The 25479-nt window shown below is 60.1% G+C and carries 30 protein-coding genes; 17 read left to right on the top strand and 13 right to left on the bottom strand.

From position 1 onward, the window contains the following. Positions 1-6: 6 nt before the first annotated feature. From AWB80_RS20850 to AWB80_RS20835, 4 genes are all read left to right on the top strand, one after another. Positions 7-801 carry a hypothetical protein gene (locus AWB80_RS20850; protein WP_244206631.1) on the top strand — a complete coding sequence of 265 codons (795 nt, stop codon included), beginning with the start codon at positions 7-9 and terminating at the stop codon, positions 799-801. An 11-nt stretch (positions 802-812) separates the two neighbouring features. Then, complete coding sequence (ssb, locus tag AWB80_RS20845; RefSeq protein WP_061176543.1) at positions 813-1352, top strand: single-stranded DNA-binding protein; 540 nt, start codon at positions 813-815, stop codon at positions 1350-1352. A 254-nt stretch (positions 1353-1606) separates the two neighbouring features. Continuing rightward, positions 1607-2689, top strand: coding sequence for a DUF7146 domain-containing protein (locus AWB80_RS20840; protein WP_061176542.1), 1083 nt, complete (start codon positions 1607-1609; stop codon positions 2687-2689). Between the two features lie 104 nt (positions 2690-2793). Continuing rightward, a complete protein-coding gene (locus AWB80_RS20835) occupies positions 2794-3018 on the top strand; it encodes a hypothetical protein (protein ID WP_061176541.1) in 225 nt (74 codons plus the stop codon). Positions 3019-3085: 67 nt separating this feature from the next. Here the strand turns inward: AWB80_RS20835 and AWB80_RS20830 are convergent, their stop codons facing one another. From AWB80_RS20830 to AWB80_RS20820, 4 genes are all read right to left on the bottom strand, one after another. Then, entirely contained in the window at positions 3086-3304 is a 219-nt protein-coding gene (locus AWB80_RS20830; RefSeq protein ID WP_143328102.1) for a hypothetical protein, read from the bottom strand. 4 nt (positions 3305-3308) lie between these two features. Continuing rightward, a complete protein-coding gene (locus AWB80_RS44055) occupies positions 3309-3461 on the bottom strand; it encodes a hypothetical protein (protein ID WP_160147466.1) in 153 nt (50 codons plus the stop codon). Between the two features lie 607 nt (positions 3462-4068). Beyond that, positions 4069-4437, bottom strand: a complete 369-nt coding sequence (locus AWB80_RS20825; protein ID WP_143328101.1) for a hypothetical protein — start codon at positions 4435-4437, stop codon at positions 4069-4071. Next, positions 4434-5453, bottom strand: a complete 1020-nt coding sequence (locus AWB80_RS20820; protein ID WP_061176538.1) for a PRTRC system protein D — start codon at positions 5451-5453, stop codon at positions 4434-4436. The genes AWB80_RS20825 and AWB80_RS20820 overlap by 4 nt, the downstream gene beginning before the upstream one ends. Positions 5454-6672: 1219 nt before the next feature. Here AWB80_RS20820 and AWB80_RS20815 point away from each other — a divergent pair. Next, on the top strand, positions 6673-7155 hold the full coding sequence (locus tag AWB80_RS20815; protein WP_061176537.1) for a hypothetical protein: 483 nt from the start codon (positions 6673-6675) through the stop codon (positions 7153-7155). A gap of 318 nt (positions 7156-7473) precedes the next feature. Further along, positions 7474-8616 carry an integrase domain-containing protein gene (locus tag AWB80_RS20810; RefSeq protein WP_061176536.1) on the top strand — a complete coding sequence of 381 codons (1143 nt, stop codon included), beginning with the start codon at positions 7474-7476 and terminating at the stop codon, positions 8614-8616. Positions 8617-8760: 144 nt separating this feature from the next. On the opposite strand, the gene AWB80_RS44050 is transcribed toward AWB80_RS20810, so the two are convergent. The 9 genes from AWB80_RS44050 to AWB80_RS20765 all read right to left on the bottom strand — a co-directional run bounded on the left by AWB80_RS44050 (position 8761) and on the right by AWB80_RS20765 (position 13325). Next, the gene (locus tag AWB80_RS44050) at positions 8761-8901 is read right to left on the bottom strand and encodes a hypothetical protein (protein WP_160147465.1); all 141 of its coding nucleotides are present in this window, start codon (positions 8899-8901) and stop codon (positions 8761-8763) included. Between the two features lie 77 nt (positions 8902-8978). Continuing rightward, positions 8979-9644, bottom strand: a complete 666-nt coding sequence (locus AWB80_RS20805; protein ID WP_087131465.1) for a Lar family restriction alleviation protein — start codon at positions 9642-9644, stop codon at positions 8979-8981. Between the two features lie 99 nt (positions 9645-9743). Next, positions 9744-9932, bottom strand: a complete 189-nt coding sequence (locus AWB80_RS20800; protein WP_061176534.1) for a hypothetical protein — start codon at positions 9930-9932, stop codon at positions 9744-9746. A gap of 52 nt (positions 9933-9984) precedes the next feature. Next, positions 9985-10380: a DUF7682 family zinc-binding protein gene (locus AWB80_RS20795; RefSeq protein ID WP_061176533.1), complete on the bottom strand. Its 396-nt coding sequence runs from the start codon at positions 10378-10380 to the stop codon at positions 9985-9987. A 52-nt stretch (positions 10381-10432) separates the two neighbouring features. After that, positions 10433-10588: a hypothetical protein gene (locus AWB80_RS44965; protein ID WP_244206629.1), complete on the bottom strand. Its 156-nt coding sequence runs from the start codon at positions 10586-10588 to the stop codon at positions 10433-10435. A gap of 732 nt (positions 10589-11320) precedes the next feature. Then, entirely contained in the window at positions 11321-11584 is a 264-nt protein-coding gene (locus AWB80_RS45585; RefSeq protein WP_143328100.1) for a DUF1173 family protein, read from the bottom strand. A 42-nt stretch (positions 11585-11626) separates the two neighbouring features. Then, positions 11627-12367, bottom strand: coding sequence for a DUF1173 family protein (locus AWB80_RS20775; RefSeq protein ID WP_160147464.1), 741 nt, complete (start codon positions 12365-12367; stop codon positions 11627-11629). Between the two features lie 149 nt (positions 12368-12516). Next, positions 12517-12846: a hypothetical protein gene (locus AWB80_RS20770; RefSeq protein WP_061176531.1), complete on the bottom strand. Its 330-nt coding sequence runs from the start codon at positions 12844-12846 to the stop codon at positions 12517-12519. A gap of 32 nt (positions 12847-12878) precedes the next feature. Continuing rightward, on the bottom strand, positions 12879-13325 hold the full coding sequence (locus tag AWB80_RS20765; RefSeq protein WP_143328099.1) for a hypothetical protein: 447 nt from the start codon (positions 13323-13325) through the stop codon (positions 12879-12881). Between the two features lie 517 nt (positions 13326-13842). Between AWB80_RS20765 and AWB80_RS20760 the strand changes: the two genes are divergently transcribed. The 11 genes from AWB80_RS20760 (at position 13843) to AWB80_RS20710 (ending at position 25235) form a co-directional block, all read left to right on the top strand. After that, complete coding sequence (locus tag AWB80_RS20760) at positions 13843-14637, top strand: hypothetical protein (RefSeq protein ID WP_061176601.1); 795 nt, start codon at positions 13843-13845, stop codon at positions 14635-14637. A gap of 60 nt (positions 14638-14697) precedes the next feature. After that, positions 14698-17817, top strand: a complete 3120-nt coding sequence (locus AWB80_RS20755; RefSeq protein WP_061176529.1) for an SNF2-related protein — start codon at positions 14698-14700, stop codon at positions 17815-17817. Next, complete coding sequence (locus tag AWB80_RS20750) at positions 17818-18066, top strand: hypothetical protein (protein WP_061176528.1); 249 nt, start codon at positions 17818-17820, stop codon at positions 18064-18066. It abuts the gene before it with no gap. A gap of 321 nt (positions 18067-18387) precedes the next feature. Beyond that, complete coding sequence (locus AWB80_RS20745) at positions 18388-19086, top strand: DUF7673 family protein (RefSeq protein ID WP_208635670.1); 699 nt, start codon at positions 18388-18390, stop codon at positions 19084-19086. A gap of 177 nt (positions 19087-19263) precedes the next feature. After that, positions 19264-20940, top strand: a complete 1677-nt coding sequence (locus tag AWB80_RS20740) for a PRTRC system ParB family protein (protein WP_061176527.1) — start codon at positions 19264-19266, stop codon at positions 20938-20940. A 93-nt stretch (positions 20941-21033) separates the two neighbouring features. After that, positions 21034-21522: a PRTRC system protein E gene (locus AWB80_RS20735; protein WP_061176526.1), complete on the top strand. Its 489-nt coding sequence runs from the start codon at positions 21034-21036 to the stop codon at positions 21520-21522. A gap of 9 nt (positions 21523-21531) precedes the next feature. Then, entirely contained in the window at positions 21532-21768 is a 237-nt protein-coding gene (locus AWB80_RS20730; protein ID WP_061176525.1) for a PRTRC system protein C, read from the top strand. 99 nt (positions 21769-21867) lie between these two features. Next, entirely contained in the window at positions 21868-23007 is a 1140-nt protein-coding gene (locus AWB80_RS20725; protein ID WP_087131461.1) for a PRTRC system protein F, read from the top strand. A 13-nt stretch (positions 23008-23020) separates the two neighbouring features. After that, a complete protein-coding gene (locus AWB80_RS20720; RefSeq protein ID WP_061176522.1) occupies positions 23021-23752 on the top strand; it encodes a PRTRC system protein B in 732 nt (243 codons plus the stop codon). Continuing rightward, positions 23749-24405, top strand: coding sequence for a PRTRC system protein A (locus tag AWB80_RS20715; protein ID WP_087131459.1), 657 nt, complete (start codon positions 23749-23751; stop codon positions 24403-24405). The genes AWB80_RS20720 and AWB80_RS20715 overlap by 4 nt, the downstream gene beginning before the upstream one ends. Next, entirely contained in the window at positions 24402-25235 is an 834-nt protein-coding gene (locus AWB80_RS20710; protein ID WP_061176599.1) for a PRTRC system ThiF family protein, read from the top strand. Before AWB80_RS20715 ends, AWB80_RS20710 begins: the two co-directional genes overlap by 4 nt. Positions 25236-25479 lie beyond the last annotated feature (244 nt).

Here is a 25479-nt window from a genome sequence, read left to right as displayed (position 1 = left end):
AGGCCGATGATGAACACATCAACATTCGGTCGCCTACTCGGCACACTTTTCCGGAATACGCCCCAGACGCAACCTCGCGACGACTATCCCGCAAGCCATTCATCCCCGATTGAGGTCGGTAAGGGCGGTCCTAACGAGCGGCACATTGCCATCTCGGGCCAACCGATGCTGTTTCGCGATGAAGGCGGTGTCGTCGTGCAGTTTCGTCCGTCCTTCGACTACGAGCTGCGGCCAACAGCCGTCGGAATGAAGTTGATACCGGCACTCACGCCGCACTGGGAAGTGCTGCACGAGCAAAAGGGCACGCTGACCGAGGCCATTGCGGCTGCTGTCAAGGGTGCACAAGCGCAAGACGCGCCTGTCGGCCGTATGCCCGACTCAGAGCCTAATCGCCCAGTCATCGTCAGCGGCGCTCGACCCCGAGCAGAAGTCTTGGACGTGATTGTATCAACGCCGCTGCGATCTGCTCAGTCGTCACATGGACGCACTGAGCGCGCGAGGTACGGGGTGTTGAGAGAGTGGGGCGAGAAGCGAATCCCCGACGGCAAGCGCCCTGGACAAACGTACGTATCGTTCTGCGTCACGCTCGAGCATTGCGGCGAGACGCACGTCCTGCAAGGTGAAGGCCTGCGCGACGCGATCGCAGAGTCGGCCTGCCGGATCGGCGACCGTGTGGAAGTTAGGCGCGTCGGCAAAACCAAAGTGCCAGCAATCGATGGTCATGGACGACCCAAGCTAGATGTCAGCGGCGCTCAGGTGCTGTGGGACAAGTGGCTTTGGTCAATTTCCAAAAAATCTTGAAGGAGTTAGGCATGGCATCAGTAAACAAAGTCATTCTCGTAGGCAACCTCGGGGCTGATCCTGAAACGCGCTACCTGCCGAGCGGCGATGCCGTTGCGAGTATCCGGCTTGCAACGACCGATCGCTACAAAGACAAAGCCTCGGGCGAGATGAAGGAGCAGACCGAGTGGCATCGAGTGTCGTTCTTCGGTCGGCTGGCTGAGATCGTCAACGAGTACCTGAAAAAGGGCTCGTCGGTGTACATCGAAGGCAGAATCCGCACACGCAAGTGGACGGACCAGGCCGGGCAAGAGCGGTATTCGACGGAAATCGTCGCGGACCAACTGCAGATGCTCGGTGGCCGCTCTACGGGCGACCGTTCATCCAGTGACGGTTTCGAGAGCCAACGCCCCGCGCGTCAAGAACGATCGCAGCAGCCGCGATCGAGCAACCCCGCGCCAGTGAATCGCGAGTCGCAATCGACGTCGTATGGCGGAGGCGGTGGGTTTGATGACATGGATGACATCCCGTTCAACGCTTACCTAACGCGACGCGAGTGGGCTGCGATCTGATCCCGTAAGGGCTCACCTCGCTTCCTGTTTCTCCTCACCTTCGTTGCTTCGTCGAACCGGAAACGGTCGGCGAAGCCGCGAAGCGTCTCTTTCCTGCGCGACGCGCCTTCGCTGTCGCTGCACCCACCTTTCGCTTCCCCTGCTGAAAAAAGCCGCCCGCCGTGCTCGCCTCGCGCGAGGTGGACGGCTTTTTTGAGCACGGTTTCACCGCCTGTTCAGGCATCGACCTCAACCACACCACAACTGGAGTGCCAATGAATGTAAAGGACGTCAAGCTGTCCGCGGAACAGTGGGTTGCGTTGCTCCAGAAGTATGGAGTGCCCGCAAGCTCGTTGATTGGGAAGGGCGCACCTTGTCCCATCTGCGGCGGAAACGACCGCTTCACCTACGACAACAACCGCGGCCGCGGTGACTGGGTCTGCCGCAAGTGCAACGACGGCGACCGAAAAGCCGGCGACGGCTTCGAGCTCATCTGCAAGTCCGCCGGAATGACCTTCCGCGAACTCATGATCGAACTTGAAGGCGCCAGTCTGGTCGATGCGCGGCAGAACCGAGCGCAACCGGCGGCCCCGGCGCCTGGCCGAAAGGTCGATCCCGAATGGGCGCGCAAGCGCCTCGACTCAATGTGGGATCGCGCGACGCTGATCGGTGCCGATGGCCTTGTTCCGCGGTACCTGCGGGAACGGGTGCCGGGTCTGACAGTGGCACCGTCCGCGGCGCTGCGCATGGCGATGCTCGATTACCGGCACGAGAAGAAAGTTATCGGTCAGTGGCCGGGCATCCTCGCTCGATTCACCCTGCCGGATGGCCGTCTCGGAACGCTGCACCGCACGTTCCTTGAACGCTCGAAACCAGCGAAAGCGTCGATTCTCACTAACGATGGCGAGATTCTTCCGGCCAAGCTGAACGACGTGACGCTTAATAAGCTCAACGGCGGCGCAGTCCGACTGATGGATCCGGTCGACGGGGAGATAGGCGTCGCGGAAGGTCTCGAAACGGCGTATGCCGCGCACATGCTCTCCGGTGTGCCGGTCTGGTACTGCCTGAATCGAATTCTTCTCGCCGATTTCGTTGTACCGGACGGACTCGGGATCCGCGTCGTCCATATCTTCGCTGACTTCGATGCGGTGGATCCACGCACCGGCAAGTCGCCGGGCGTCGATGCAGCGTTGAAGCTGGCGAAGCGGCTACGTGCTGAGGGTTACACGGCGATCGTTCATCGCCCGAAAAAGCGGGAAACCGATTTTGCGGACGAGTGGTCCGCATCACAGGCAGCGCATCGCCCTGCATTTGAAATGTCGGTGCGCCGCGAGCAACGCAAAGCACTGCACGTCTGATCATCCGCGGCCTTCTGGCCGTTAACAGTAATTTTTTTGCCCGGTGGGGATTCGTCCCCTCCGGGGCCGCAATCCGCCCGAGCTTTTTCAATGGAGAAGAGGAAATGAGCTTCAACATGATTGTTGGCCGGTATGAGATCGTGGCAACTTCCGGACTCGAGAATGGCTCGGTCAGAGTAGGGAAGTCGGAGGCGCAAGCCTATGACGTGATCGACAGGAAACGAGGCGGCCACGCTCGACTGGAAAAACAAGGCGTCACGCTCGACATCGCCTGGTTTTACTGCATTCGCCGACAGGCGAGCGCACAAGCTGTATCTCTACTGCATTGAGTACCCCCTGAAGACAAAGCCCCGACCATTGGTCGGGGCTTTTTATTTGGGGCCTGGATTTCTTTGGCTACTTGAAGCGTACGACGTAGTTCAACCGCCACTTCAAGACGAGGAACAGTATTTTCAGGAAGGGAATCAGGATCCCCACCGCCCATAACATTGTGAGCCCCGCCGCGAACAACAGCGTTTCGCTGAGGCCATTCTTCGGCAGATGGACAATCAAGAACATCGAGAAGAACGACACGGCCGCGAGGATGATGCGGCGGGTCACGAATGGCAGTGCCATGAATTTAGCGTCCATCACTGTCCCCCTCGTTCCTGTTAATGATAGCGCGGCGGAACAGGAATGCAGCTTCGCACAAAGCGAGTGCGGCCGCGAGCAAAATCCACATCCGCGCCCCGCGCGTCCAGTCCAGTTGCATCAAGCTGTCGAGAATGTCCATAACCGCTTCAATAGTCGTTGGGTTAGCGTCGCGAGCGAATGCTTGTCACATCGATAACCCATCTTCGCAGTTGGATGTCAAAGTCAAGGCGCGAGCGTTTTGGCGCGTTAGACGAAGGCAACAGATTTGCTTTGCTACCGCGTGACGGTGTTCGATAGTGCTACCGCCCGGGCTGGTTTCGGACGGTGAGGGTGCAGCCAACGCCGGAATTACTCGGGTGCGAACCAACGGGACCAGTGCTGCAACATCGTCGACGCGCAACCTTTTCAGAGTTGCCGCGTAGTCATGCAAGGGCTGAGGAAGACGAGAAATCGCTGCAACAGACGCCTTCGTTGCAAAGCATTTCACGGTAGGCGAGACATGGGAAGGATCAACGACGAAGGCAGCGACCTTCCGCTGCGCCGCTTCGTCCCCGTTCGGGTCTCGAATAGTTGCTCCCGGTCGCGCGGATCGCCGCACCGTGTTGGGACGGCGATGGCACTCACGATTTTCTGACATAGTGGAGGTACGGCAAAAGAGACGCCCGACTTCCATCGCAGTCGGGATATGCCGGGTTAGCGGCGCGCTCGAGCGGATCGTGTATCAAGGAGCAACGTCTGTCGGTCGACTAAAAGCCGGCGAACTGGTCTGCGATCTCATCGACATTGAAACGATCTGATAGCTCAGACATTGCATCCGGCTCCGCGGCGGCGACGGGACGTTTTTCGTCGGTTGCGACGAGTGGGCGCGATAAAGCAGGCGGCGTCGAACCTGTCGCTCTTGTCGCGCGATGCCGATCCGTCGGCGGCGGCGTCGATACTAAGCCCGTAGCGGGAGCCCGCGGAGCGCCGGTTGTCAAAAGACGCACCGTGTCGCTGGCGAGCGAGCGGAGCACGGCCGCGCGTAGCCGCGGATTCTCGTATTCGTCCAAACGCTGATACAGCTCGGGAAACAGCGCCTCGTCCACCGTCACCTTGATCAGCATTTTTTTTGTCATGCTGCCGCTCCGAGCGACTTGCGTTCACGGGCCAGCGTCGATTCTCCTACGATAAGAAAGCCCTTCACGTTAGCGAAGCACGGTGCGTCCAGCAGATCAACACGATTGCGGGGAAACGCCTCGCGGATTGCGGGCTCGTAGAGTGCCGCACCACCGCCGCTTAGAACGATGGACCGAACGGCATCAGTGCGGCCGACCTTTTTCTGAATTTCTTTAACGGTGGCCAGGACGACTGCTTGCGACTGTTCAAGGTACGGTGCGAGGTCGATGTCCTCGTTGTAGAAGAGCAGAGGCTGCTTCAGCCGCAGGCACTCATCGATGCGCTCAAGATCAGTGATGAGTTCGCCCTGCCGTTCGCCAAGCAACGAAGCCATGCGCTGATAGACCTGCGACGCACCGCCCGGAGCGCCACCGCTACGCCTGTCATTCATCGTAAAGCCGTTTGCAACCACCCAGTCGGTCGTGAAGTACCCAACGTCAATGACGATGTGTTCGTTCTTCCGGTCGAACGCACTGCCGCCATACTCCGAGAATGACACGAGCGACCCGAGGGGCTGAGGGATGACCTTCACGCTACCAATATGCACCTTGTGCGCACCGAAACTCAGTGTGCCGCTGAACGCGTCGCGAACGGCGTCCGAATACTTGCCGATGCTATGGACAGGCAAGCCCAGAACAAGACGTTCGACTTCCGTCAATCCTGCGAAATGGAGCGCGCCATAGAGTAGCGCCGCGTAGTTCGGCGTTGTGCAGAAATCTTCAGAAAGGGTCCGCCCGGCGTTTCCATAAGCTGACGATCGCTCGACACCAGGGCCCACTTCAAACACTGTGCCATCGACTTCGATTGCGGCCACCTTGCGGTCCGACAGCACGCCCTGGCCAAAGGTCGAAACCGCGTCGCTCACACGAAGCGGGGCAAGCGACGGAAACATCATTGTCGCGAGGTCCGAGCCCATACGGAACGACCATTTAGTATTTCCGTAACCAACGTCGACTGCAAAAACCTGTGTCTTCATATCTTTCTCTCCAGAGTTCAAATAGCCATTGCCTACAACCTTTGCGTGGCTCCTGCTTGGTCCCGCGAAGGGTCAAGACAAGCGCTCTCATAAGCGGCTGTGCTCGTCTTGGCCCCTCCTTGGTCCCTGCGAGGGCCATGCGCTTAGCGGCGCCGAGCGCACCTCTCGTTAGGGTACCTACGCGGAACCAAGAGGGGCCAAAGCCTGTTGCTGACGGACCTACTCTATCGAGAACGTCGCAAAGTCAAGGCAGCGAAAGCTCGCATGATTTAGGCAGCTTTCACCCGCGCATTGAGTTTCCTGCCAGATATCCTTCTATTACCCACCGCGCGAACAGCGCATCGACTCCTAAACGGACCATCGAGGGCATCGCTTTGCCTAGCGAAAGGCCCTCTGTCAGAGGTCGCAAGTTGATGCGGCCTTTTTCTGAAGCTAATCAAGCCCAAGGCGACCCAAGTTGAGGAAGCCGGACACGCGATATCCATTGGGTTTGGGGGCGGTTTTGCCCGAATCAGCGAGTTGAGACGGCTTGGGAGCGGACACGGACACAGGTCCTGGCGCTTCGGAGCGACTCCACCTCAATGTGCATGGACACATCCTTTCAGCATACGAAGCTGGGTACGTTGCATGACGCCCGACACACCGCGGCAGATTGAACGGGCTTTGGGGTGGGGGTGGAGCGAGCCGTAATGGCGAGGCTTTCCCTGTACGGAAGACGAACGGTAGGCGCGACCGGAAAAGAAACAGCGCAAACGAATTACCGAGCAAATGGCCGAGGTCGTGCCGTCGAAGGACAGGGCACACGGGCGCAGAGATGCGTCACGGCCGGCGCGGTAGCCGTAGCAGCGGCTTAGTCGACTCGTGCAACGAAAGGCGCGCGAGTCGACTGCTGGCAGCAGCAGGCACAGCACACAGAACGACGAGATAACCGGGAAGCGGGTCCGCGTTTGCCTTCGCTTGCAGCAACCCAGTGTCGGTCAACACGCGAAGCGTGGGTCGGACAGCACGCAGCAATACGGACGGTCGATGCACGTTTCTTCCACGTGCAGGGCTATCGAATGGAATCGCTAATGGACAGGAAGGCAGGACCCGGCGGGGATACGCGGCGCGCAGCGCGATGGCAATCAGGAGATAGGCTCCCTGGTGCCTCACGCGGCGGCAAACGAACCGGACGTCAATCACATCGTCCGGACCACGCAACGGCAAACATGAGGTTGCAATGCAAAAGGCTGCCAACGGGTTCGTCCTCGGGCGGTGTATGACCGGGACGGTGATCGTCGGCTCGTACCACGTAGCGCTAGGGCCAATCTTTTGGGAAAGCTTTAGAGAGCCGAATGGCGTGCGCCATCATGGGTTGACATCTGGCGGCGATCGAGCGCATCGCTTCAAACATGATTCGAACGATCTCGACGCCTTCGCGTCGGGCATTTTCGAACGCAATGCTGCCCTCGAGAGCGACAGCGATTTGGTGCGGCTGCCAGCGCGGGCAGACGTCTCCGCGTCGGCTTTCGCGGAGTGGGTGGCGACCACCGTATGGATGGAAGTCAGCGTTGGTCCGACTCCAGTATTTCTTTGTAGCTTCGACGGTTACATCGACCGCTCATCGCAATGGACGCGCGACTTGTCGGCTGCGCATCGATTCAGCGCGTCGACGGGCTGGGGCGGCTGCGATCGAACTTCCTCGGGTTTTAGGGGTACTTAGTGTCGGTGTCGTCTGCGCGTCAGATACCGTCTGCACAGATCGGGCGGCGAACGATCCGATGGGTGGACCATGGGTTCCTCGCGCATGCTGAGTGGTCGCTCTGGCTGTTGTCATTGCGATTGGGGTCTCGGATGTGAGAGCCCGACAGGAAGCGCTCGGGCACGCTGCTATGGCGGGACTGCAGACAGCTTCTTCGGGGTATCAGGAGCAGGGCCGCCGCTTCTCAGACCGTTTGGAACTTAGGCAAGCGTTTGACTTTGGCTGCGCTTTTCATCGCGCGGTCCGCTCTTCTTTTAGCAAACACCGAGGGGGAAACAGATGGCAGTGACAGTGAATGTACGCGCGCTTCTGAGCGGTTACAGGCTTCCAGCGGATTTCAAAAGCAAGCTTGGCGTCCTGTTCGTTGAGAACGTTGATCGGGTACATAGTCGCACACGTGTCAGCACGAAGAAGCTCTCCGTCGATACGCAGGGATATCGGTTGCAGAAGCTTTGCCACACTTTCGTCGAGCTTCGGGAGATCGGCTTTGCGTTGCAGTCACCGTGGGCGATCAAGGAAAAGCACGTTCGGAGTCTCGTCGAGTTGTGGGTGCAGAAAAAGCAAAGCGCCGGCACCATTGAGAACAAACTCACGTACATCCGCGCTTTAGCCAGTTGGGTAAACAAGCCCAATCTCGTCGGTACGTTAGCCGACTATGTCGATCGCAAGGAGCACGGGCTTATTCGTTCGTATTCGGCGCTCGAGGACAAATCGTGGGAGGGAAAGAAGATTGACGCCGTGGCGGTGATCAACGCGATTGCCGAGACGGATCCGGTCGTGGCGCTGCAGTTGAGGCTGCAGGCGGCGTTTGGGTTGCGTGTGCAGGAGAGCTTTCTCCTAAGGCCGAAGGACTCAGTGCGTCGCGACGGGTTTCTAATCGTGACGCGTGGAACGAAGGGCGGCCGGGATCGCCTCGTACCGATGCAGGCGCAAATGCGGTTGCAGCTGATGTTGCTTGAAGAGGCCATGCAATACTGCAACGATCTCACCGGATCAACTATCCCCGACGGGTACACCCTGACGCAGTGGAAGAACCACTACTATGAGGTTCTGAAGCGGCACGGTGTCACAAGAGCCGGACTCGGAATTACCAGTCATGGACTCCGGCACCAGTATCTCCAACAGATGTATGAGCTGCTGACGGGAGTCGCGGCGCCGGTGAAAGGAACCGGCGAGAAAGCCGACATCGAGCTTCACCGAGAAGCGATGAAGCAGGTGGTTGAAGCGGCGGGGCACAGTCGGCGCAATAAGGCCAACGCGTACATCGCGAGCTACAACAGCGCCGCGCATCAAAAGTCTGCCGCGATTACCCTCGAGCAGGCGCTTGCTGCGGTCGAGGCGGCGGACGGCAACAAAACGGCTGCGGCGGCTGCCTTAGGCATTTCTCGTCAAGCGTTGTACAGAATTTTTGATAGAAATTAGGTCGGAGTAACAAAATCGGACCTCATGGGATTTTGTTACTCCCTCCCTTTTTGCAGGAAGCGCGTCAAATCAGGTGCTTAGTCGAGGGGCGGCTCAGTTTTGAGAATTATCATGATAATTCCTAAGCCGCTTTACGACCGAGGGCTACCTGAGAAGCAAGTCGAGTGATGGGCTGGTCAGCGCGTAATAGGTCAAGATGACGGCGAGCGCCAAACCGGTCGCAATTTGCGGGACCAGCTTCGCGCGGAGACGGTAGGCTGCGCTGAGGTACTCGACGGGGGACATTTATGTTTCTCCTGGGTCGTGCTGGCAGAAAAGGGCCATGCACAGTCCAAGTATTGCAGACCGGCGCCAAGGTCAAGTTACCAGCGGTTTCGGTCAGGGAGATCGTCCACTGCGAGGTTCACGCTGTTCTCGAAATTGCCTTCGTCGCCGCCCGTTGCCGGTATGCGAGGAAACTGGATAGATGCAATGCCGTCGATGTAAATGCGCTTCGCGAGTTGTTGCAGCTTTCGATATCTGGCCGCGTCGTTGAGAACGGTGTCCACGGGCCAAAAGTCGCTCAGGGTGATTTTGCTGTCGACGATCTTCCTGGCAAGCATGGCGAAAATCGGTCCACGCTTCTCCCAGTCGCCTTCGGTTCTGGCGAGCAGATCAATCAGGAACGGCGCATCGAGCGCGCTTAGCTCCTTTCTGACCAGCTTCAAGAGGTCTCCCTCTTTCGCAGCAGGACGCCTGGTGCGGGCGTTCCAAATTGTGCCTGCTTTTTCAAGCGCGGCATGCCGGTCGTCCCCAATCGCAATCCACGGCGTCTGCATCCCGCATTCTTCGCAAAAAATGCAGCAGACTTTTTCTTGCGGGATCGCGAACAGAGAGCGCGCTTCAAGATCGTTGATCTCGGGGGCAATACTTTCTTCGGCGGTCAGGTAATCACGCGCGGGTGCAGACGGGCGTTTGAGTAGCCGGTGCGAAAAGCCAAATGCCCATTTTCCGCCGCAGTGGTCGCAGGGAAACAGTTCGTCAGTCATGGCGCTGTCCTGTCGCCGGCTCGCCGGCGGTTCTAATCTTGTAAGCCGCCGTGAATTATAGCTACCTCCGTGAGGGCGACCGATCGCGGTCGCTGGAAGTCACCTTTGCAGCCCACCTACTAGCCTTTTCGGTGCCACGAGTTGCTTCTCAAGTTCATCGGCAGATAACCGATGCAGTTCGCGCTCATCGTCAGTTAGCGGGATTCCATTTGGCATGCGCTCACTTTCAACGATGTCGCGCAAAGCGTTGATTGCGGTTCTCAACGCCAAGCTCGGGCTGACCTTCATCGCGATATACCTCCTTCAGAGGATGGCGGCGCGAAGCTTCCGTCGAGGGAAGTCATGCGGCCACGCGGTTCGCCGCAATCCCATTGTAGTCTTCGTGACTGACGAGGCGCAGCGGTGCGAGCGAGGGCGCGTCAAAGAGCAGGCGATAGGATCGGCCAACCGGCACGGAGACCAGCTTGCCGGCCGACGACTTTATGAACTTGCCATCGAGCGAAAATGGATGCATGCCACTGCTGACCTTTGCGAGCAGGTCTCTTGCCTCTCGTTGTACGGCTGAGAGGTGCTGGACGATGGACAGGTCGATCGAATCGTCGGCCGTCGAGACTCGCTTCGCCGCGCGCTTTTCTTCCAGCGCGAGACGTCGCTGTGCCTTCTGTTTTTCTGCAGCCGCGCACGCATGGCAGTACTTGCCCTTGCCGCTGTGACCGCATTCGAAGGTTCGTTTCATGGTGCATTCCTAAGTCGTTGGTGACCCTATTGCACCACTGTTCGACGGTTGGTCAAGTGTCGGTAGGCGACTGAATCGCACTTCTTTTGCCCGGTGACATTCCATCGAGCTCCTGCGATAGCTTCAGGATCCGAGCGTCGGCAAGCTTCACGCGTTCGTTGAGCCGGTCGATGTGACGCATCGCTAACGCGTACTGTTCGGACAGCATTGAGAGCGCCCAAAATGGGTTGAGCGTGACGTGACAATCGGCGCACGTGACGGTAGCGCCGCTTTCGACGAGCCGTAGGTTCCGGTGTGCACACTGGGCCTGAACGTCGCCGAGCGTTTTAGTAGAGACGGCTCGCCTTCCGAAGGGAATCACCTTCCGCATCGACGCTTTATGAATAGCGGCCGGCCGCATCGATACGAGAAGTTCCGACGGCTGCTACAGCGTTTGGCGGGAACAGGACGCTGGAGATGGCTGCGTCGCGGCGGTAGTGCAGTTCAACGACATCGAGGTATTCGCGAAAAGGGGCTATGTCACCGGGAGCCCCCGCTAAGTCTCGATTCGCGAATCGGAGGTCGGTTGGCACGAATGTGTGTTGCTTCAACAATTCGACATGATCCGCGTTGGGCAACCACCACCGATTCCAATGGATGGTGAAAGCGAGCCATCCCTTAGCTGACTGGTCAAGTTCGTCCCAAGTCGCGTGGATGTCGAGTATCGCGCCGAGAGAACTGAAGAACACGGCGCGCAGGGACGTTTGTCCGCAGCGGCGACGACAATCTGTTTGCGACGTTCGTCGACCGCGTCAATCGCACTTGCCATCGCGAGCGCGGGATAATTCACTTGCCGGTTGGCGTAACGCGCGACTGCACGACTTAGAAAGAACGAGTTCGAGGCCATGTCATTTGCTCGGCAGTTAAGAACGCGCTCAAAGTATCCTAGAGGAAGCGGCCGTCAAGTCACGCGGTTGGGAAGCAGCACCGACGCTACGTCGGCTGGCGGGATCCACTCAACGCAGGGGGCTATGGTGCGCGCATAAAGAGCCTGTTTCTCTTTCATGCGGGCAAGGTACTGGTGATTGCCTTGCATGCCATAAATTTCAATCGCCGTCGGCGAACGAGTATCCGTCAGTTGGAAGTCGGGCAGCATGACATCGCCTGCCTCGAGCCTTAATGGCTTGATGAATCGTCGACGCTCGGCGACCAGCCGGTTCGCCATTTCGACCTCGTAGCCCGAGTCGCAGGGCACGAAAGTGCTGCCTCACAGTTGCAGCGCAAGGTCGATGATCCGAAGATTTCCGTCTCTGGTCCGTTCAACCACAGCCAGAATCACCACCCGCGCGCTGGCATTGCCGATCATCGCCCAAGCGGACCGGAACGACGCAGTGGACAATTCGACAACAGGGGCGGACGCGAAGAATGTGCGCTTCGTTTGGCGGAGGTTGACGACGAAGCCGTACCTCGAAGGCGTCACGGCGCGGAGCTCGCCAAGCACCAAACGGTGCGGCGAGTCTTGGGGTGTGGTCTTGATCCCGTCGAGGAACGCATTGAATTCGGCGGCGATGGACTCGGCGTTAGCTTCGTCGTGCCGACGCATTACATGCAAGACCTCTTGGATCGACTTGCCGTTGAATTTGCCATCTCCAAGAGCGGCCACGAGCTGCGCGTCGCACTGCCCCCAGCCGCGTGTTGACCTACCTTGCCAGACATTCAAACCAGCCTCGAGCCAATGCCGTTGCAGAAAGCCAAGACGAGGCGCCGTGCGGCGAGTTGTGCCGGTGAGGGAAGAGCTGCTCTCAGCGCGTGCCGACCGTTCGACGGTTCGAACAGAAAGCGAGGCGTCGAGCCTGACGTTCAGCCCTACGGGCCATTGTCGAATCGCATTTAGGGCGTCGGGCACTCTTCCGTCTTTACTGGGCACTGCAGCGTAGAATGGGCACGAGGTCTCGTCGTGGTTGGGCCCGTCGTCAGGCCATCTGGGCGAGAGGAAAAAGCTCGCCATAGCGACGCACAACGAGACGCAAGAGGTTGCCCGCGCCGCGCTCTTGGCACCGGCACACGGCATAGCCCGGCGACTTCTTCGCACGTTCTAGTTGCCGTGCATACCGCGCCGGGTTGTCCTGAACGTCTTGCAGTGCGACGGCGAGTCCGTCAAATGATACTTGCACCATGTCTTGACGCCTCGCTCAGTGTCAGGTCAACCTGATGGGCGGGGACCTTGTGGATGTGCGCCCGGGTTCCAAGCAAATTCGCCACTTTGCGCACGCTCAGGCAAAACTGTTCGGCGTGCGCGCCGCTCGGAAAGCGAAGGCCAATCGTCTTAACGGCGCCGGGCGCGGCTACATCACGCGAGAAAACGGAGCCGGTTCCGACCAGCGCGTCGAGCCAGCTGTCGGGGAAGCCCGGAGACGGTACAGAGTCCGCACGCGCGCCGGCGGGGTCTTTTGTGATGTCTTCGAAGCTAACAACGATCAGATTCATGTCGTTTCGGTAAGGCGAGGTTGGGTCGCACGCTAGGCGGCATGTGTGGTGGCTTCCCGCGTGTCTCGGCCGCGCGCGACATGCGCGTCATACAGCGCAAAGGCGCCCATAATGGCGACGATCGCACTAAAGCCGCATGCCGCCAGTAAAGCTGCTAATCGCTTCTCGTTGGCAGCGAGTTCAGCAGCGCGCAGTTTCTCTGCTAAGTGCATGTCACCGCGCTGCGCTGTGAGTGCAGCAGCGAGCGCCATCTCGTCCTTGAAGCCGTATTTCGACAGCAACAAAGACCGTTCATAGGCCGGGACTAGCTCTATCGCGTCGGACAAGCCTTGGAGTCGTGCCGCGATGCTGGTGTCGACGATGACCCGGACGGCGGAACGTTCAATCGTGAACTGGCGCGCGGCAACGCTGATCGCGCCGGTCATGACGATGGCTGAGGCACTAAGGAACGCGATGGTCGCGATGTGACTGACTTTCATGACGTCTGTATAGGTCTCACGCACGCGCGTGCACAGTCCCATTCTCGTTGCTATGGGGAACGGGGCGACGGGGGAAAGCGACCCGAATATCCATACCTTTCTGATGCGGATGGTGCCCTTATGGCATGGACGGCGAATGGCGAAACGACGCGGCGACGCGGAAAGAGATATGTTTTCGTGCTTCTTTTCGCGGATCTACAATTATCATGATAATTCCTACGGGATACTCGCCCACCTTCAGTGCGCATCACTTGGTGCGGCGCCGACGCTTATCCCCAGGCTTAACCACAGAAAATGTGGATAACAGTCCGACGCTCAACGACGAAAGGCACTATCAAAAGCGCGCCTTTACCATAAACGTTGGCGCATGCCGCATGTATCGTTGAGCCATCACCCGCGCAACTCGCGCATCGATCTTCGGCGATTCACCGTTCGCCGCATCCACAAGCATCTAGTTCAACCCGCAGGGGCACGTCCCCTTCGCGGGCGTGCGCCTGCTCATTTCATGGAGCAACGCATGTACAAGCAATTGGTTGAGCAGTTCAAGACGGCACAAAGCGCGGCAGCGTCAGCCTATGGCGCTGTCGTTCAAGCTGAGCGCGATGTATTTGCTGACGGACTGTCCGAGTATTCGGCGATGGAAGTGCGAAGCGAATACAAAGGCGAGCGCGAGCTCAACACGTTCTGCCGAAGGCTGCTCTCGCGGCTTGTGATGGAGGCGAGCCGCAAGTTTGCACCCGCCGGCGTCAGAATCGAGATCGACCAGAGTCGCGAACTCGACCGATGCGGCCTCGACGTCGACGAGGATCTGAGGAAGGGCAACGTCCCTGACTTGGACGGCTTCTGGCAACACCTCGAGCGAACTTTCGGCGGTGAAGCTGGCGAGCGCGTCGCCTTCGAGCAGGCAGCCAAGGCCGTCATCGATGGCTTCTGGCTCAAGCCCAATACAGAGATCAAGCGCACCAGCAGCGCCGTCATCTTGGAAAAGCGTGTTTCGTCTGAAGCGTCATTTCGCTCGAAAGGCGCGCGCGAGGTCTATTACTCGTCGCAGCAGTCGGTGGTGACAACGTTCGGCGGCCTAGCCACCTTTGCGAAGAAGCATCAGTTCGGCGCGCTGGCGATGCAACTGCGCAACTTCAGCGTCCACCAACTGACGTTCTCGACGCGCGAGAAGCTGTCTTTCACCGGGCTGGAAATCGTGATGTTCAACGATAAGTGGCAGTTCAAGTTCGCTCACGACGTGGGCGACGCGTTGTCCCTCTTTATCAGTGAGTTCGGAGCCAAGTACCTCGCCTCGCGCGACCGGTACTAAAGCGTCCGACGTCCCGTCCTTGACCCGCTTCGGCGGGTCTTTAATTTCTAGAGGCAATTCATGCAGAGAGATCTGTTTTCGTTCGAGCGGGACTGGTATGAGCCGTTGCGTGCGATTCGAAGTTTGGGATCGCAAGCGCCGTCGATCGCCCATCAGGGCGAGCTGGCCGCAGCCCGCCGTCAGCACCTCGGGCAGTTTTTCACACCGGACGCCATTGCGGCGTTCATGTGGAGCTTCGTCTGCGGCTGGAACGTCAATCGGCTTATCCGCATCCTGGATAACTCGGTCGGCTCCGGTCGGCTGCTCCAGTACGCAGACCCGGAACGGCATGCCGTGTACGGCGTCGACGTGCACGCCGATGTCATCCAGCAGTGCCAGAAGGTGTTCGAGGAAGGGGGATTTAATTGCGAGTTCCGGCAAGCTGGCATGGAGGACATCCATCCGACGCGCTTTGATATCGTACTGATCAATCCGCCGTTCTCGATCCATCTTGAGTCGCCGCATTTGCAGACGCTCGAGTGCACGACGTGGGGCCGGTACGGCGCGCACACCAGCGCTTTGAGCCACGACTACGCCGTGCATCAGGCGCTTGAGGCGGCGAACATCGTCGTCGCGCTCCTGCCGATCACGACCGCCGAGTCGATGATCGCGGGCGAGCAGGGCGACCGCTTGAAGCGCCGCGCGGCAGGCCTGTTCGAACTGCCGGCAGACGCGTTCAAGCTCGAAGGCGCGAACGTGCGCACTGCCGTGGTGGTGTTCGACCGTCATCGCGATCGTCCCTCGGACTTCGTGCGGGCGGTCGTCGACGATCTGGCGAAGCCTGGCCCAGATCTCGGGCTGCACTTCGAGGATCGTTCCTTCGGTGAAGCTCGGTTGCGACTGCAGAAGCTCGATGACAGTGTGCCGTTCATCATGCGTGCGGTCACGGGCGACAAGTCGGTCAAGGTGTCGCACGATGGCCGGCGCATTCGCTTGTCCTTTGCGTGTGGCTTCAACGAAGCGATGGTGCTCAACGCGGTTCTCGTGAAGCGCATCTACTCGCGCGACGGCCACCGGCTGCCGCGCGGCTTCCGTTATTCGGGGCAAGGCTCGCTGGATATGGAAACGTATCTCGTGCAGGACGATCCGGTCGCCGCCTTTGGTCAGTTGCTCGATCGAATCCGCAGCGTCGGTGGCGAGCCGCAACTCGCGCCCGGCTTCATGGAGCACTTCAACAGACGCATGCGACGCAGCGTACGACAGGCGATACCGCTGCGGCACGTCGCGTGGACAACTGGCGCAGGATCGCGAGATCACGTGTCGGGCATCGCGAAGGAGACGCACAAGGTCGACGCGACTCGCTGGGCCAGTCCGCTCATCAAGGCGGGCGACGAAGTCCATTTCGATCGCGAAGCCGACGGGCGTTACCGATACGCGCTGCACGGCGTCGCGTACCACCTGTCGGTCGACGAACTCAATGCGCGGTTTGCGGTTGAGAATGTCAGCGAGGGATGGGAAGTGGTGCACGAAGGTCTGTGCGCGTGCTATCCGGACCACGCCGAGGCATTGCGTGCGCGTGTCGTGGCGCTCGGCGTCGATCAGTGGCTCGACTGGGGATTTCAGGTCGATGATCTCGTCGAAACGCTGTTGAAGCCGACAGGCTGCATCGTCGCGTGGGAGCAGGGGTGCGGCAAGTCCCGGCTCGCGTTGGCGCTGATCCTCGTCTCGGGTGTGAAGCACGGCCTCATCGTTGTTGAGTCCCGGCTGATCGAGGAAATGTTGAAGGAGATTAGCCAGTTGCCTATCGCGGCCGATCAGGTGAAGGTAATCGAATCGGCGGCGGATCTCACCGACCTCCGGCAAATCAACCTCATCTCGTACGAGCGGCTGCGCATGCCGGTCGACAAGGCGGTTTCGGCCCGCGTGACGTATGCGCATCGACTGCGGCGTCGCATCGGCCTGCTCGTGGCCGATGAAGGCGAGCGCCTCGCCAATCCAACGAGCGATCAGAGCCGTGCGCTTTGGCAGCTTTCGGCGCGGCGCCGGTTCGTCTTGACGGGAAGCCCGATTCCGAATTACCCGAGAGATGCGTTTGGGCTGATTGCATTTTCTGGCGGTGATGGGACGGCAGCGCAGCCCTACGGCTACCGCGTGGGCTATCTCGAGCAGAACTGGATCAATTCGGTGGAGTACGCGATGCGTGGCGTCGATCGATTCAGGGATGACTTCGTAGTGCTCGAGTGGGTGACGTGGCAGTTCGCGGAGAGCCTGCAGGATGGGGCGAAACGCGAGGTGCCGAAGATCGGCAACCTGCATCTCTACCGCGCGATGCTCGCGCCGCACATCAAGCGGCGGCTGGTCGCAGAGCCTGAGGTCTCGCGCTACATCCGGATCGAACCACCGCAGTTCGAGGTGGAGACGGTCGACTGGGATCGCGGCCATCTGGCTGCGTATCTGCGTGCTGCCGACGAGTTCGCCGATTGGTATCGCTCATCGCGCGATGACAAGAAGGCGTGCAACCTGGTGACGATTCTCGCTCGTATCCGTGCTGTTCACTTCTCTGCTAACTACCCGCAGTTCGGGATGGAGGGCGTGGAGTATATCGGCGGGCTCACGAGCAAGCAGCGCGCGATCGTTGCGCGGATGCGCGCGATCGCGGCGGAAGGCAAGCAAGCAATCGTGTTTGCCGAGAACCCCGGCGTGCTCGATCTTCTGGCGCGCGAGCTGGATGCGCATGGTGTGCAGACAGTCCCGTTTCATGGCGAGATCCCGATCAAGCGTCGCGTGGCCGATAAGGACACGCGCTTCTTGGGCGGACTGGCAACCGGGTTGATGGCCACCAAGGCATCTGGCCGCGCCGGCTACAACCTGCCGAACGCCGACTACATCCTCTTCTATGACCGCTCATGGACGTGGCGCATTGAGTATCAAGCGATGCGGCGCGCGCTGCGGTGGAACCGGAAGGGCGTGTTGAAAGTCGTCTATTTCCACCTACCAGGAAGCATCGACGAGTATCAGGACCAAATGGTCGCGCACAAACGTGATGCGACGGAGGCGGGGCTGGACTGGGCGACGCCGGAACTGGACGACGAGACCTTCCTTCATATGGACTCTCTACTAGATCGTTTCGTCGATGACCTCGCATTGCTGTCGGCGGAAACGTCCGGTGACATGCGCAAACTTTTGAAGGAGGCAGCGTAAATGCCGAAAGACTCGAACGTGTATGTGGTGGTCGGGGAGGGCGTAGTCACGGTTAAACGTGAAGGCTCCAATCGCGCGGTGCTGGCGAACGTCCTCGGCAAGGTACAAGTCGATGGCGTCGAGGTGCTGTGCCTCGACCGTCTCGTCCATGAAAGCCATGAGAAGCAGTTTGGCGAGTGGACATTGGCCGGGGCAGTCACGACATTGCTGTCTCGATCGCTGCCGCCCGTGACTGGCGCGGTGGCATAAGAAACAGGGGCACCCCCGAGTGCCTCTCGTCACAACCTTTAATCACCAACCGGCTTTCGAGCCGGTTTTTTTTCGTCCTTGCACACTGAACGACGGCGACCGTTCCGCCACACATCGGTGTGTCTTCGCCATCGCGTGTGACAGTGTTCGCTGCGCCGCATCACTTGGCCCTTGATGCCAGTACGCGCGTTTCGCGGCCTGCCGTACCCCGTTTATGTGTCGGCCGCCTTAGGCGCCGGTGTTCTGCTGGCGCGCTTTTTCGCTCATGGCATCATGCGAACAGGCGCGAATTCGAGCGTCCGTTTACGCCAGGACAACGCTATGAGTAATTCGCCGACACCCAACACCCGATCCATCGCCTTTACCGTCCCAACGCATTTAGCCGAAGCGCTCCAAGAGACCGTTGACGAATTTCTTGGAAAAGCGGCCGGCGGAATGACGCCCGCGCAGCGAGCAGCGGAGATACGCGCTCAAGGTCGCGACGCGAGCCTCGATTCGCTCGCCTACCTCCTTGACGTGGCTGAGGGCAGCTCTGGGCAGGCGCGCGTCGCTGCTCAGTTCCTAGCAGGCCTCTACAACGGCGACGACTTTCCATTTAGCCTCGCGCACTTTCGACGGCTCGATGATGATTTGCTGGAGCACGGCCTGCAGGTTCTGCGGCTCGACAGGCGGCACGTGACGGAAGTGCATCGTTACTTTCCCGGTGGGGAAACCCGCTGGCAGACAATGATCAAACGGTGGGGGCTTGCTGATGAGCAGGCGCACACGCCGCTGCCCGATGATGGCCTTGTGCATTCCTGCCAGTACGAAAGCAAGCTCGATGCGTCGGGTTATCGAGACGTCACATTGTTCGTCAAAGTCGCGGTCGGCGTCGATGATGTTCGTTCAATCGGTCTCGCGATCTCCGCCGCCGATTCGGAGCGGCTCGCTGCGGACCTCGTCGCGGTCCATCGCCTCGCGTGGACACGAGGCAAGCCGTTGGACGCAGAGGAGAACGAGCCGCGACCCGCCTGGCTGTGAAAGACGGCATGAATTCGTGAGCTTTTGCGCGGCGTGCCCGCAGAGTAAACCGCTATCTTTGCTCCATCACCCGCGTCATAGACGCATCGACCCCGCGCTGACGTCAGTCAGCCCACGTTGTTCAACCCTTTGGGAACCACTCCCAAAGGAGGCGGGTTCCCGCTCAGGAGCCCTGTCATGCAACAACAACCTACTCTTGCCCTTAAGCACATTCAGGTCAGCGTCAATCCCCGCAAATACTTCGATGCAGCGGAGATGGAAGAGCTGACCGCGTCTGTGCGCGAAAAGGGCGTGATCCAGCCCGTGATCGTGCGCACGCTTGCTGACGGCGGCTTCAGCCTCGTCGCCGGCGGCCGCAGATACAAGGCGGCGCTCGCAGCGCACGGCGAAGACTATGAAATCCCGGTCGTCGTTCGAAACATCGATGAGGTCGAAGCCAAGCAACTGGCCATCATCGAAAACATTCAGCGCGCCGACATGTCGGCCGCCGAAGAAGCCATTGCGGCAGCCGAGCAAGTCGGGCTGTGCAAGGGCGATCGCGACGAAGTCGCGCGTATCTTCGGCTGGTCGCGTGCGACGCTAGATAAGCGTCTCGCGCTGATGAACTGCAGCACCGCCGTGCTCGACGCATTGAGCACGCGACAGATCCTGCTCGGTCACGCCGAGCTGCTTGCTGCACTCCCCAAGGAGACGCAGGACAAGCTGCTGCCGGTGATCATCAAGGAAGGCAAGGCGGTCGCTGAGGTCAAGAAAACCATCGAACAGGTTGCCTGTTCGTTGGCGGCCGCGATCTTCGACAAGGCCGACTGCGCCGGATGCCCGCACAACTCGTCCACGCAGGGCGAGATGTTCGGCGAGTCCATCGGTACGGGAAACTGCACCAACCGCACCTGCTACAACGAGAAGACCGAAAAGATGCTCGAAGCGACGGCCACCGGCCTGCGCGACGAATATCCGGTCGTGCGCATCGTGCGTGCTGGCGACAATCACACACGCGTGCAACTCGCAGTCGATGGCCCCAAAGGTGTCGGCGAAGAGCAGGCGAAGGCGTGTCACGCGTGCCAGAACTACGGCGCGGCGGTTAGCGGCCTGCCTGACTCGATCGGCAAGGTCTATCGCGGCCAATGTTTCGACACCGTCTGCAACATGAAGAAGGTGGCGGCGCAACTGCAAGCGGTGAAAACTGCGACGCAGCCGAAGCCCGAGGCAGCCAAGGGGGGCGCGAAAGCGTCGCCCGCCGCAGTGAAGGGCGCGGCCGGTTCGTCCGCGGCATCGACGACGAGCAATCCGCCGGCGACGGTTGTGGCTGAGTCGGACCGGATCAAAGCGTATCGCGTGGCGTTGTGGCGAAAAGCCCTGCGCCGCGAGGTCGGCGCGGATCCAGCGCTCGCTCAGCGATACCTCGTTGCGATCGCTTTGTCCGATCAGATGCGCTGCGTTGATCAAAAGACGCTTTCCGGCATCTGGGAAAAGCTCACCGAGGAGCAGGTCGCGTCCGGTGACGTGTCGAAAGCTGCAGCTTCGACGGCTGCCGCGGACGACGCGAAGCTTGCGCATGCCGTCACCGGTGTCACGGTTGCCGCGATCCAGGGTCTCGATGTCCAGCACCTCACGCGTCTGTGCAAGCACCATCACCTCGATCTCGCGAAACACTGGAAGCTCTGCAAGGAGTTTCTGGAACTGATCACGAAGTCGGAAATGATGGTGGTCGCTGACGAGCTGGGCATTCGTGCCGCGCTCGGCGACAACTTCAAGAAGGTCTTCGGCAAGCCCAAGTCCGAAGTCATCGACGCGCTTCTGGCCGTCGAAGGCTTCGACTACACGGGCAAGATTCCGAAGGTGCTCAAGTTTTAATCGCGCGGCTGGCCCGTGCATCGACGTAGTTTCCATCCTCTATAGACCGCCGACTCTTTGGATGGCGGTCTTTTTTCTTTTTCTGGAGTTTCCATGTTTGTAGCGATTGAACCGCTTCTGCGTCACTGCACGAAGCTCACGCTGTCCTTGCAGATGAAGGGCGAAGAGATGGTCGTCTATGTCATGCCACAAGGCACGGCGAAAGACGCCGCCATGCTTCAGCCGCTTGCCCTCACCGCGATGGCGGCCGAACTCGACGCGGGCTTCGTCGACGCGCTCGCGGCCTATACCGGCGCGCACGCGTCGCTCGCCGATCAGGTTGCTGCGACCACCGCCATCCTCGAAGCCGCCAAGACGACGCAAGTCTCCAAAGCGACCAAGACGCTGGCTAAGGGCGGTAGCAAGCCAGCATTGCAGGCGCCCGGCAGATCGGGCACCGACGCGGACAACGATGATGACGACGGAAGTGCCGACGCTGAGGGGCAGAGCACCGCCCCGACTGTGTCTTCGGCATCGTCCGCAGCAGAGGCATCGGCGGAACCGGCTAACACCGGGACCAACCTTGCATCGCTTTTCGACTAAGGAGCAGACATGGCTATCCAAGTTGCGAAGCTCACGCGCGAGTTCGTCTACAACGGCGTGACGTTCCCCGATCCGGGGCCGACCTTCTCGCCCGACGATGTCCGCGATCTCTACTCCGCGCAGTATCCGGAGCTGACGACCGCGGCGATTGACGGGCCGACGACGGAAGGCGATGTGATGCGCTTCACGTTCTTGCGCGCGGCCGGTGCCAAGGGTGCAGTCATGCCCTGCAGCGACCATGCGTAAGCGCGACCTCCTTGGAGCCTTGTCCGACCCGGACCTTGCGCTTTCCCATCAGCAACCGCCCGGAAGGGCGGTTTTTTTTCATGACAAGGAGATTGAGCAATGTTCTTCGATCCTCGCCCGTCTGGTGCAGAAGTCGCTGTCTCGGGAGAGTCTTGGCAATCGCGACGCGCTCCCGTTGCCGGACGTCGAGTTACCCATGATTTTCTAAGCCTGCCGGCCATCGGCTCGGACGTCAAAGCGCGTGCAGTGATGCGCTGGAACGCCGAAAAGGATGTCGCCAGTCTCATCGCTGCCCAGTTCAATTCTGGCGTGCTGAGGCCGCGCGATGTACCGGAGTTCAAAGGCGCGGGTGACGCGCTTGCCCACGGTTTTTTTGCGTGGGCCAAGCGTCATACGCCGCGTTTGGACTGCCTCGGTTTTGACTTCGTACTGTGCGACGTCCAGGCGGTGCAAGACGTCGTCCAGTATCAGGAGGACCGCAGCGACTTCAATCCGACCTCGCCTGTCTATCTCGGCATTGAGATAGCAGAGGAAAACATCTTCGAGATCGGCAGGCGTGCGGCCGAACTTCGGAGTGTTCATCCGCGGTTGGTGTCGACGGCATTGGTTCTCATCAATCGTGCAGCCGGACGCACGATGTGGGTGAGAACGCCTGATGAGTTCCTGGGCGAGTTCGCTTCGTGGTTCTGGGATGGCGATCCGCAAGCGACCGACAAGGAAGCGCGCGAGATGCTGACCGACCGCTTCGGCGAGGACGAAGCGGAGATCGAACATTACCTCCCATCCGTCGTGCGTCCGCAGCTTTGTCCTGACGACATGGACGTCTGCCGGTGGCACGCGACGAGCCGCCGCTATTTGCCTCAACGGGCGCTTGGCGTCGCCGCGCTCAGGCGGCTTCAGCGCGTTACCTCCGGCCGCACGCGCCGCATCTGTGCGGAGCTGGAGAAGCTCTCGCTGATGCTGCAGCGGGTGGGCAGTCGCGACCTCTTCGGTTGCGAGTATCGGCCTCAATGCGCTTATGCAGCCGCCACGCTCACGGTGCAGAACGACAGTCGCGTGGGTGAAGTGCTCGATTCGCACTATGAGCACCTCGCCAGCGCCGGCGACGGTACGACGTATTACGGCTTTACGCCGCTTGCCTCTACGCCTGAAGCCATCCGCAAGCAGTACGCGAACTGGTCGCAGGGCTTATCCATTCTTGGCCAACTGGACCGCGTCATCGCGTGTCTCGCGGCATAACGAGGAGTTTTGTATGAAAGGGCTTGATATCGACTCGGACCGCGTCGATGAACTCGCGGCAGTCAGTGCGATCTTGCTGTACGGCCGTCAGGACCGCAGCGCTGTCTACGGCACCGTTCATCCGGTGACGCAAGGAAAAACCGGGCGGGCGACGATCGGTGCAGGCAGGCCGATCGACCGCATGGCGCTCATCGATTGCTTGCGCGACCTGGCTCAGAACGCGGCGCCGAAGGCCGAATTTCTGCCTGAGACGGTGCTCGCAGTGTCGCAAGAGGCGGTGATGTGGTGGTGCAGACCAGCGATGCGAAGAGTCTTCTTCGATTGCCAGGAGATCGGGCGGCGCAGTGCGGTCGTCCCGCATCCAGGGTTGGTGTTCCGTGCAGCTTCGAACGGGTTTTCCGTGTTCGCGCTGCAGGAAGACAGCCGGCCAACGCCTTCATCGAAGCTGCACGAACCGCCTTACTTTAACACCTGGGACTGGGGGCGGATTTGCATCGGATCGGCTCATGTGCCCAAGCGCATCGACGTCGAATCGATCGCGGGATGGGAGAGCGGATTTTTCCAATCTGCCTTCACCCACCCCAATCACGGCAACACACGTGTTTCGCATCCGAAGGGGGAGTTCGCATTCTGGAAGGAAATGCTCGACGGCAACTACGGCGAGCAGTTCCCGAAAGAGGCGCTCGTGCCCATGGACACTACTCTCGCTGAGCTGATCGCCAGCAAAAAAGGAGATTTGAAATGAATGCTGGTGGTTTGAATGCGGGTGATGCCGCGCTTCAGCGCTCGTTTCCGACTGTCATGGTGCCCCGGCGCGAGCCGGGGCCGCCCATGCAGTCGGCGGGCGAGCGATTGCTGATCGGCGAGAACGGCGTCTTCATAGAAATCGATCTGCCGTGGCTGTCTGTCGTTCGCCGCGTTGCGCACTATACGGTTCCGACTGCGATTCCCTATGGGCGAGTGGTCGAATCGACGGTGCTGCGCTGTGGCACGGTGCCGCCGGAACTGATCGGCGACTTCGTCGCTATGGCACGAGCCGCGCATCCACTGGAAACGGGTGCGTGGATCGTCTGGAACGTCGAAACCAAGCAGTTTCGTCTCGCACCCGTAAGGGTGCTTTCGCAGGGCACCGGAACGCTGAAGTACGAGCGGCCGGAGCTTTTCGCGGGCGAACTGCGCGTGATCGACTGCCATTCGCATGGTGCTCACCCGGCCTTCTTCTCGTCGACAGATGACGAAGATGACCGGCAAGAGACGAAATTCGCGTTCGTCGTTGGGAACTGCGCATCATCGGTTCCCAGCATGGCGATGCGGCTGTGTGCGAAGGGCATCTTCGAAGACGTCGAACGCGTGCCGAGCAGTTGGTATGCGGCGGCCAAGCTGAAGGAGGCGGCATGACAAGCGCCATCCGTCATCTGCTTCCTTCGCGGATGATTGAGCGAAGCTGGAACGTGGTCGTGGTCGGCGCAGGGGGCACCGGCAGTGCGGTGCTTCCGAGCCTCGCGCGGCTGCACCACGCCATGCTGGAGCTCGGGCACCCCGGCGGCATCGACTGCACGGTGTTCGACGACGACACGGTCAGTCCGACCAACGTTGGCCGTCAGGGCTTTTACCCCAACGACGTGGGTGAGTACAAAGCCTCGCTCATCGTCAATCGGCTCAATGCGTTGATGGGCACGAACTGGCGGGCGGAAGCTCGCCGGTTCGGTCCAGGTGAGCCGCTTTACAACGTCGATCTGGTGGTCGGCTGCGTGGATACACGTGCCGCTCGGTGCGCGATCGTCAGCGCGGCGCAGCCCACCGAAGCGTATTACCTCGACTGCGGCAACGACACCGATCGCGGCCAAGTCGTCATTGGTCAGATCTGTGGCAAGAGCTACGCGCAGAAACATCCGGAGCGGTTGCCTCATGTTGGTGAGTTGTTTCCGGATTTGCTCGACGCCAAGCTCGATGCGAAAGACGAAACACAGTCGTGTTCCATGGCTGAGGCGCTGCGCAAGCAGTCTCTGGTCATCAACCAGGCCATCGCGGTCCAAGCGTTCAACATGCTCTGGACCATGTTTCGTACCGGTGCAATTCCGTTCTCGGGCGTGTTCGTGAACCTCGCGACGGGGCGCACGAATCCGATCCCGCTGGACCCGGCCGCGTGGACGCGCTTCGGATATGAAGTCCCGAAGAAGCCCACCAAGAAGGCGAAGAAAAGCCGAAAGGCCGCGCTCGCCGCTTAGATGTTTCTCCCGAAGCCGCCCCGTTGAGGGGCGGCGTCTTAGCGAACCGGCGCCGGCCTCAGCTTTGCCTTCGGCGACTTGCTGAACCGCGAGGACACGGACCGATTGTTGTATGGTCTGAGCGCCTTTTGCGATTCGCAAATGCAGTGGGAGGTGGCGGCGGCACGCGAAGGCGCGGCGCCCGCCCCTGCGTTCTTTGCGGCTGACGTGCAGTTATCGCTGTGTCTTGCCTAGACTTTTGGAA

The organism is Caballeronia pedi, assembly GCF_001544915.2.
GTDB classification, from domain to species: Bacteria; Pseudomonadota; Gammaproteobacteria; order Burkholderiales; family Burkholderiaceae; genus Caballeronia; species Caballeronia pedi.
The sequence above is the reverse complement of the archived record's forward strand: the minus strand, read 5'-3'. Positions and strand labels throughout refer to the sequence as shown.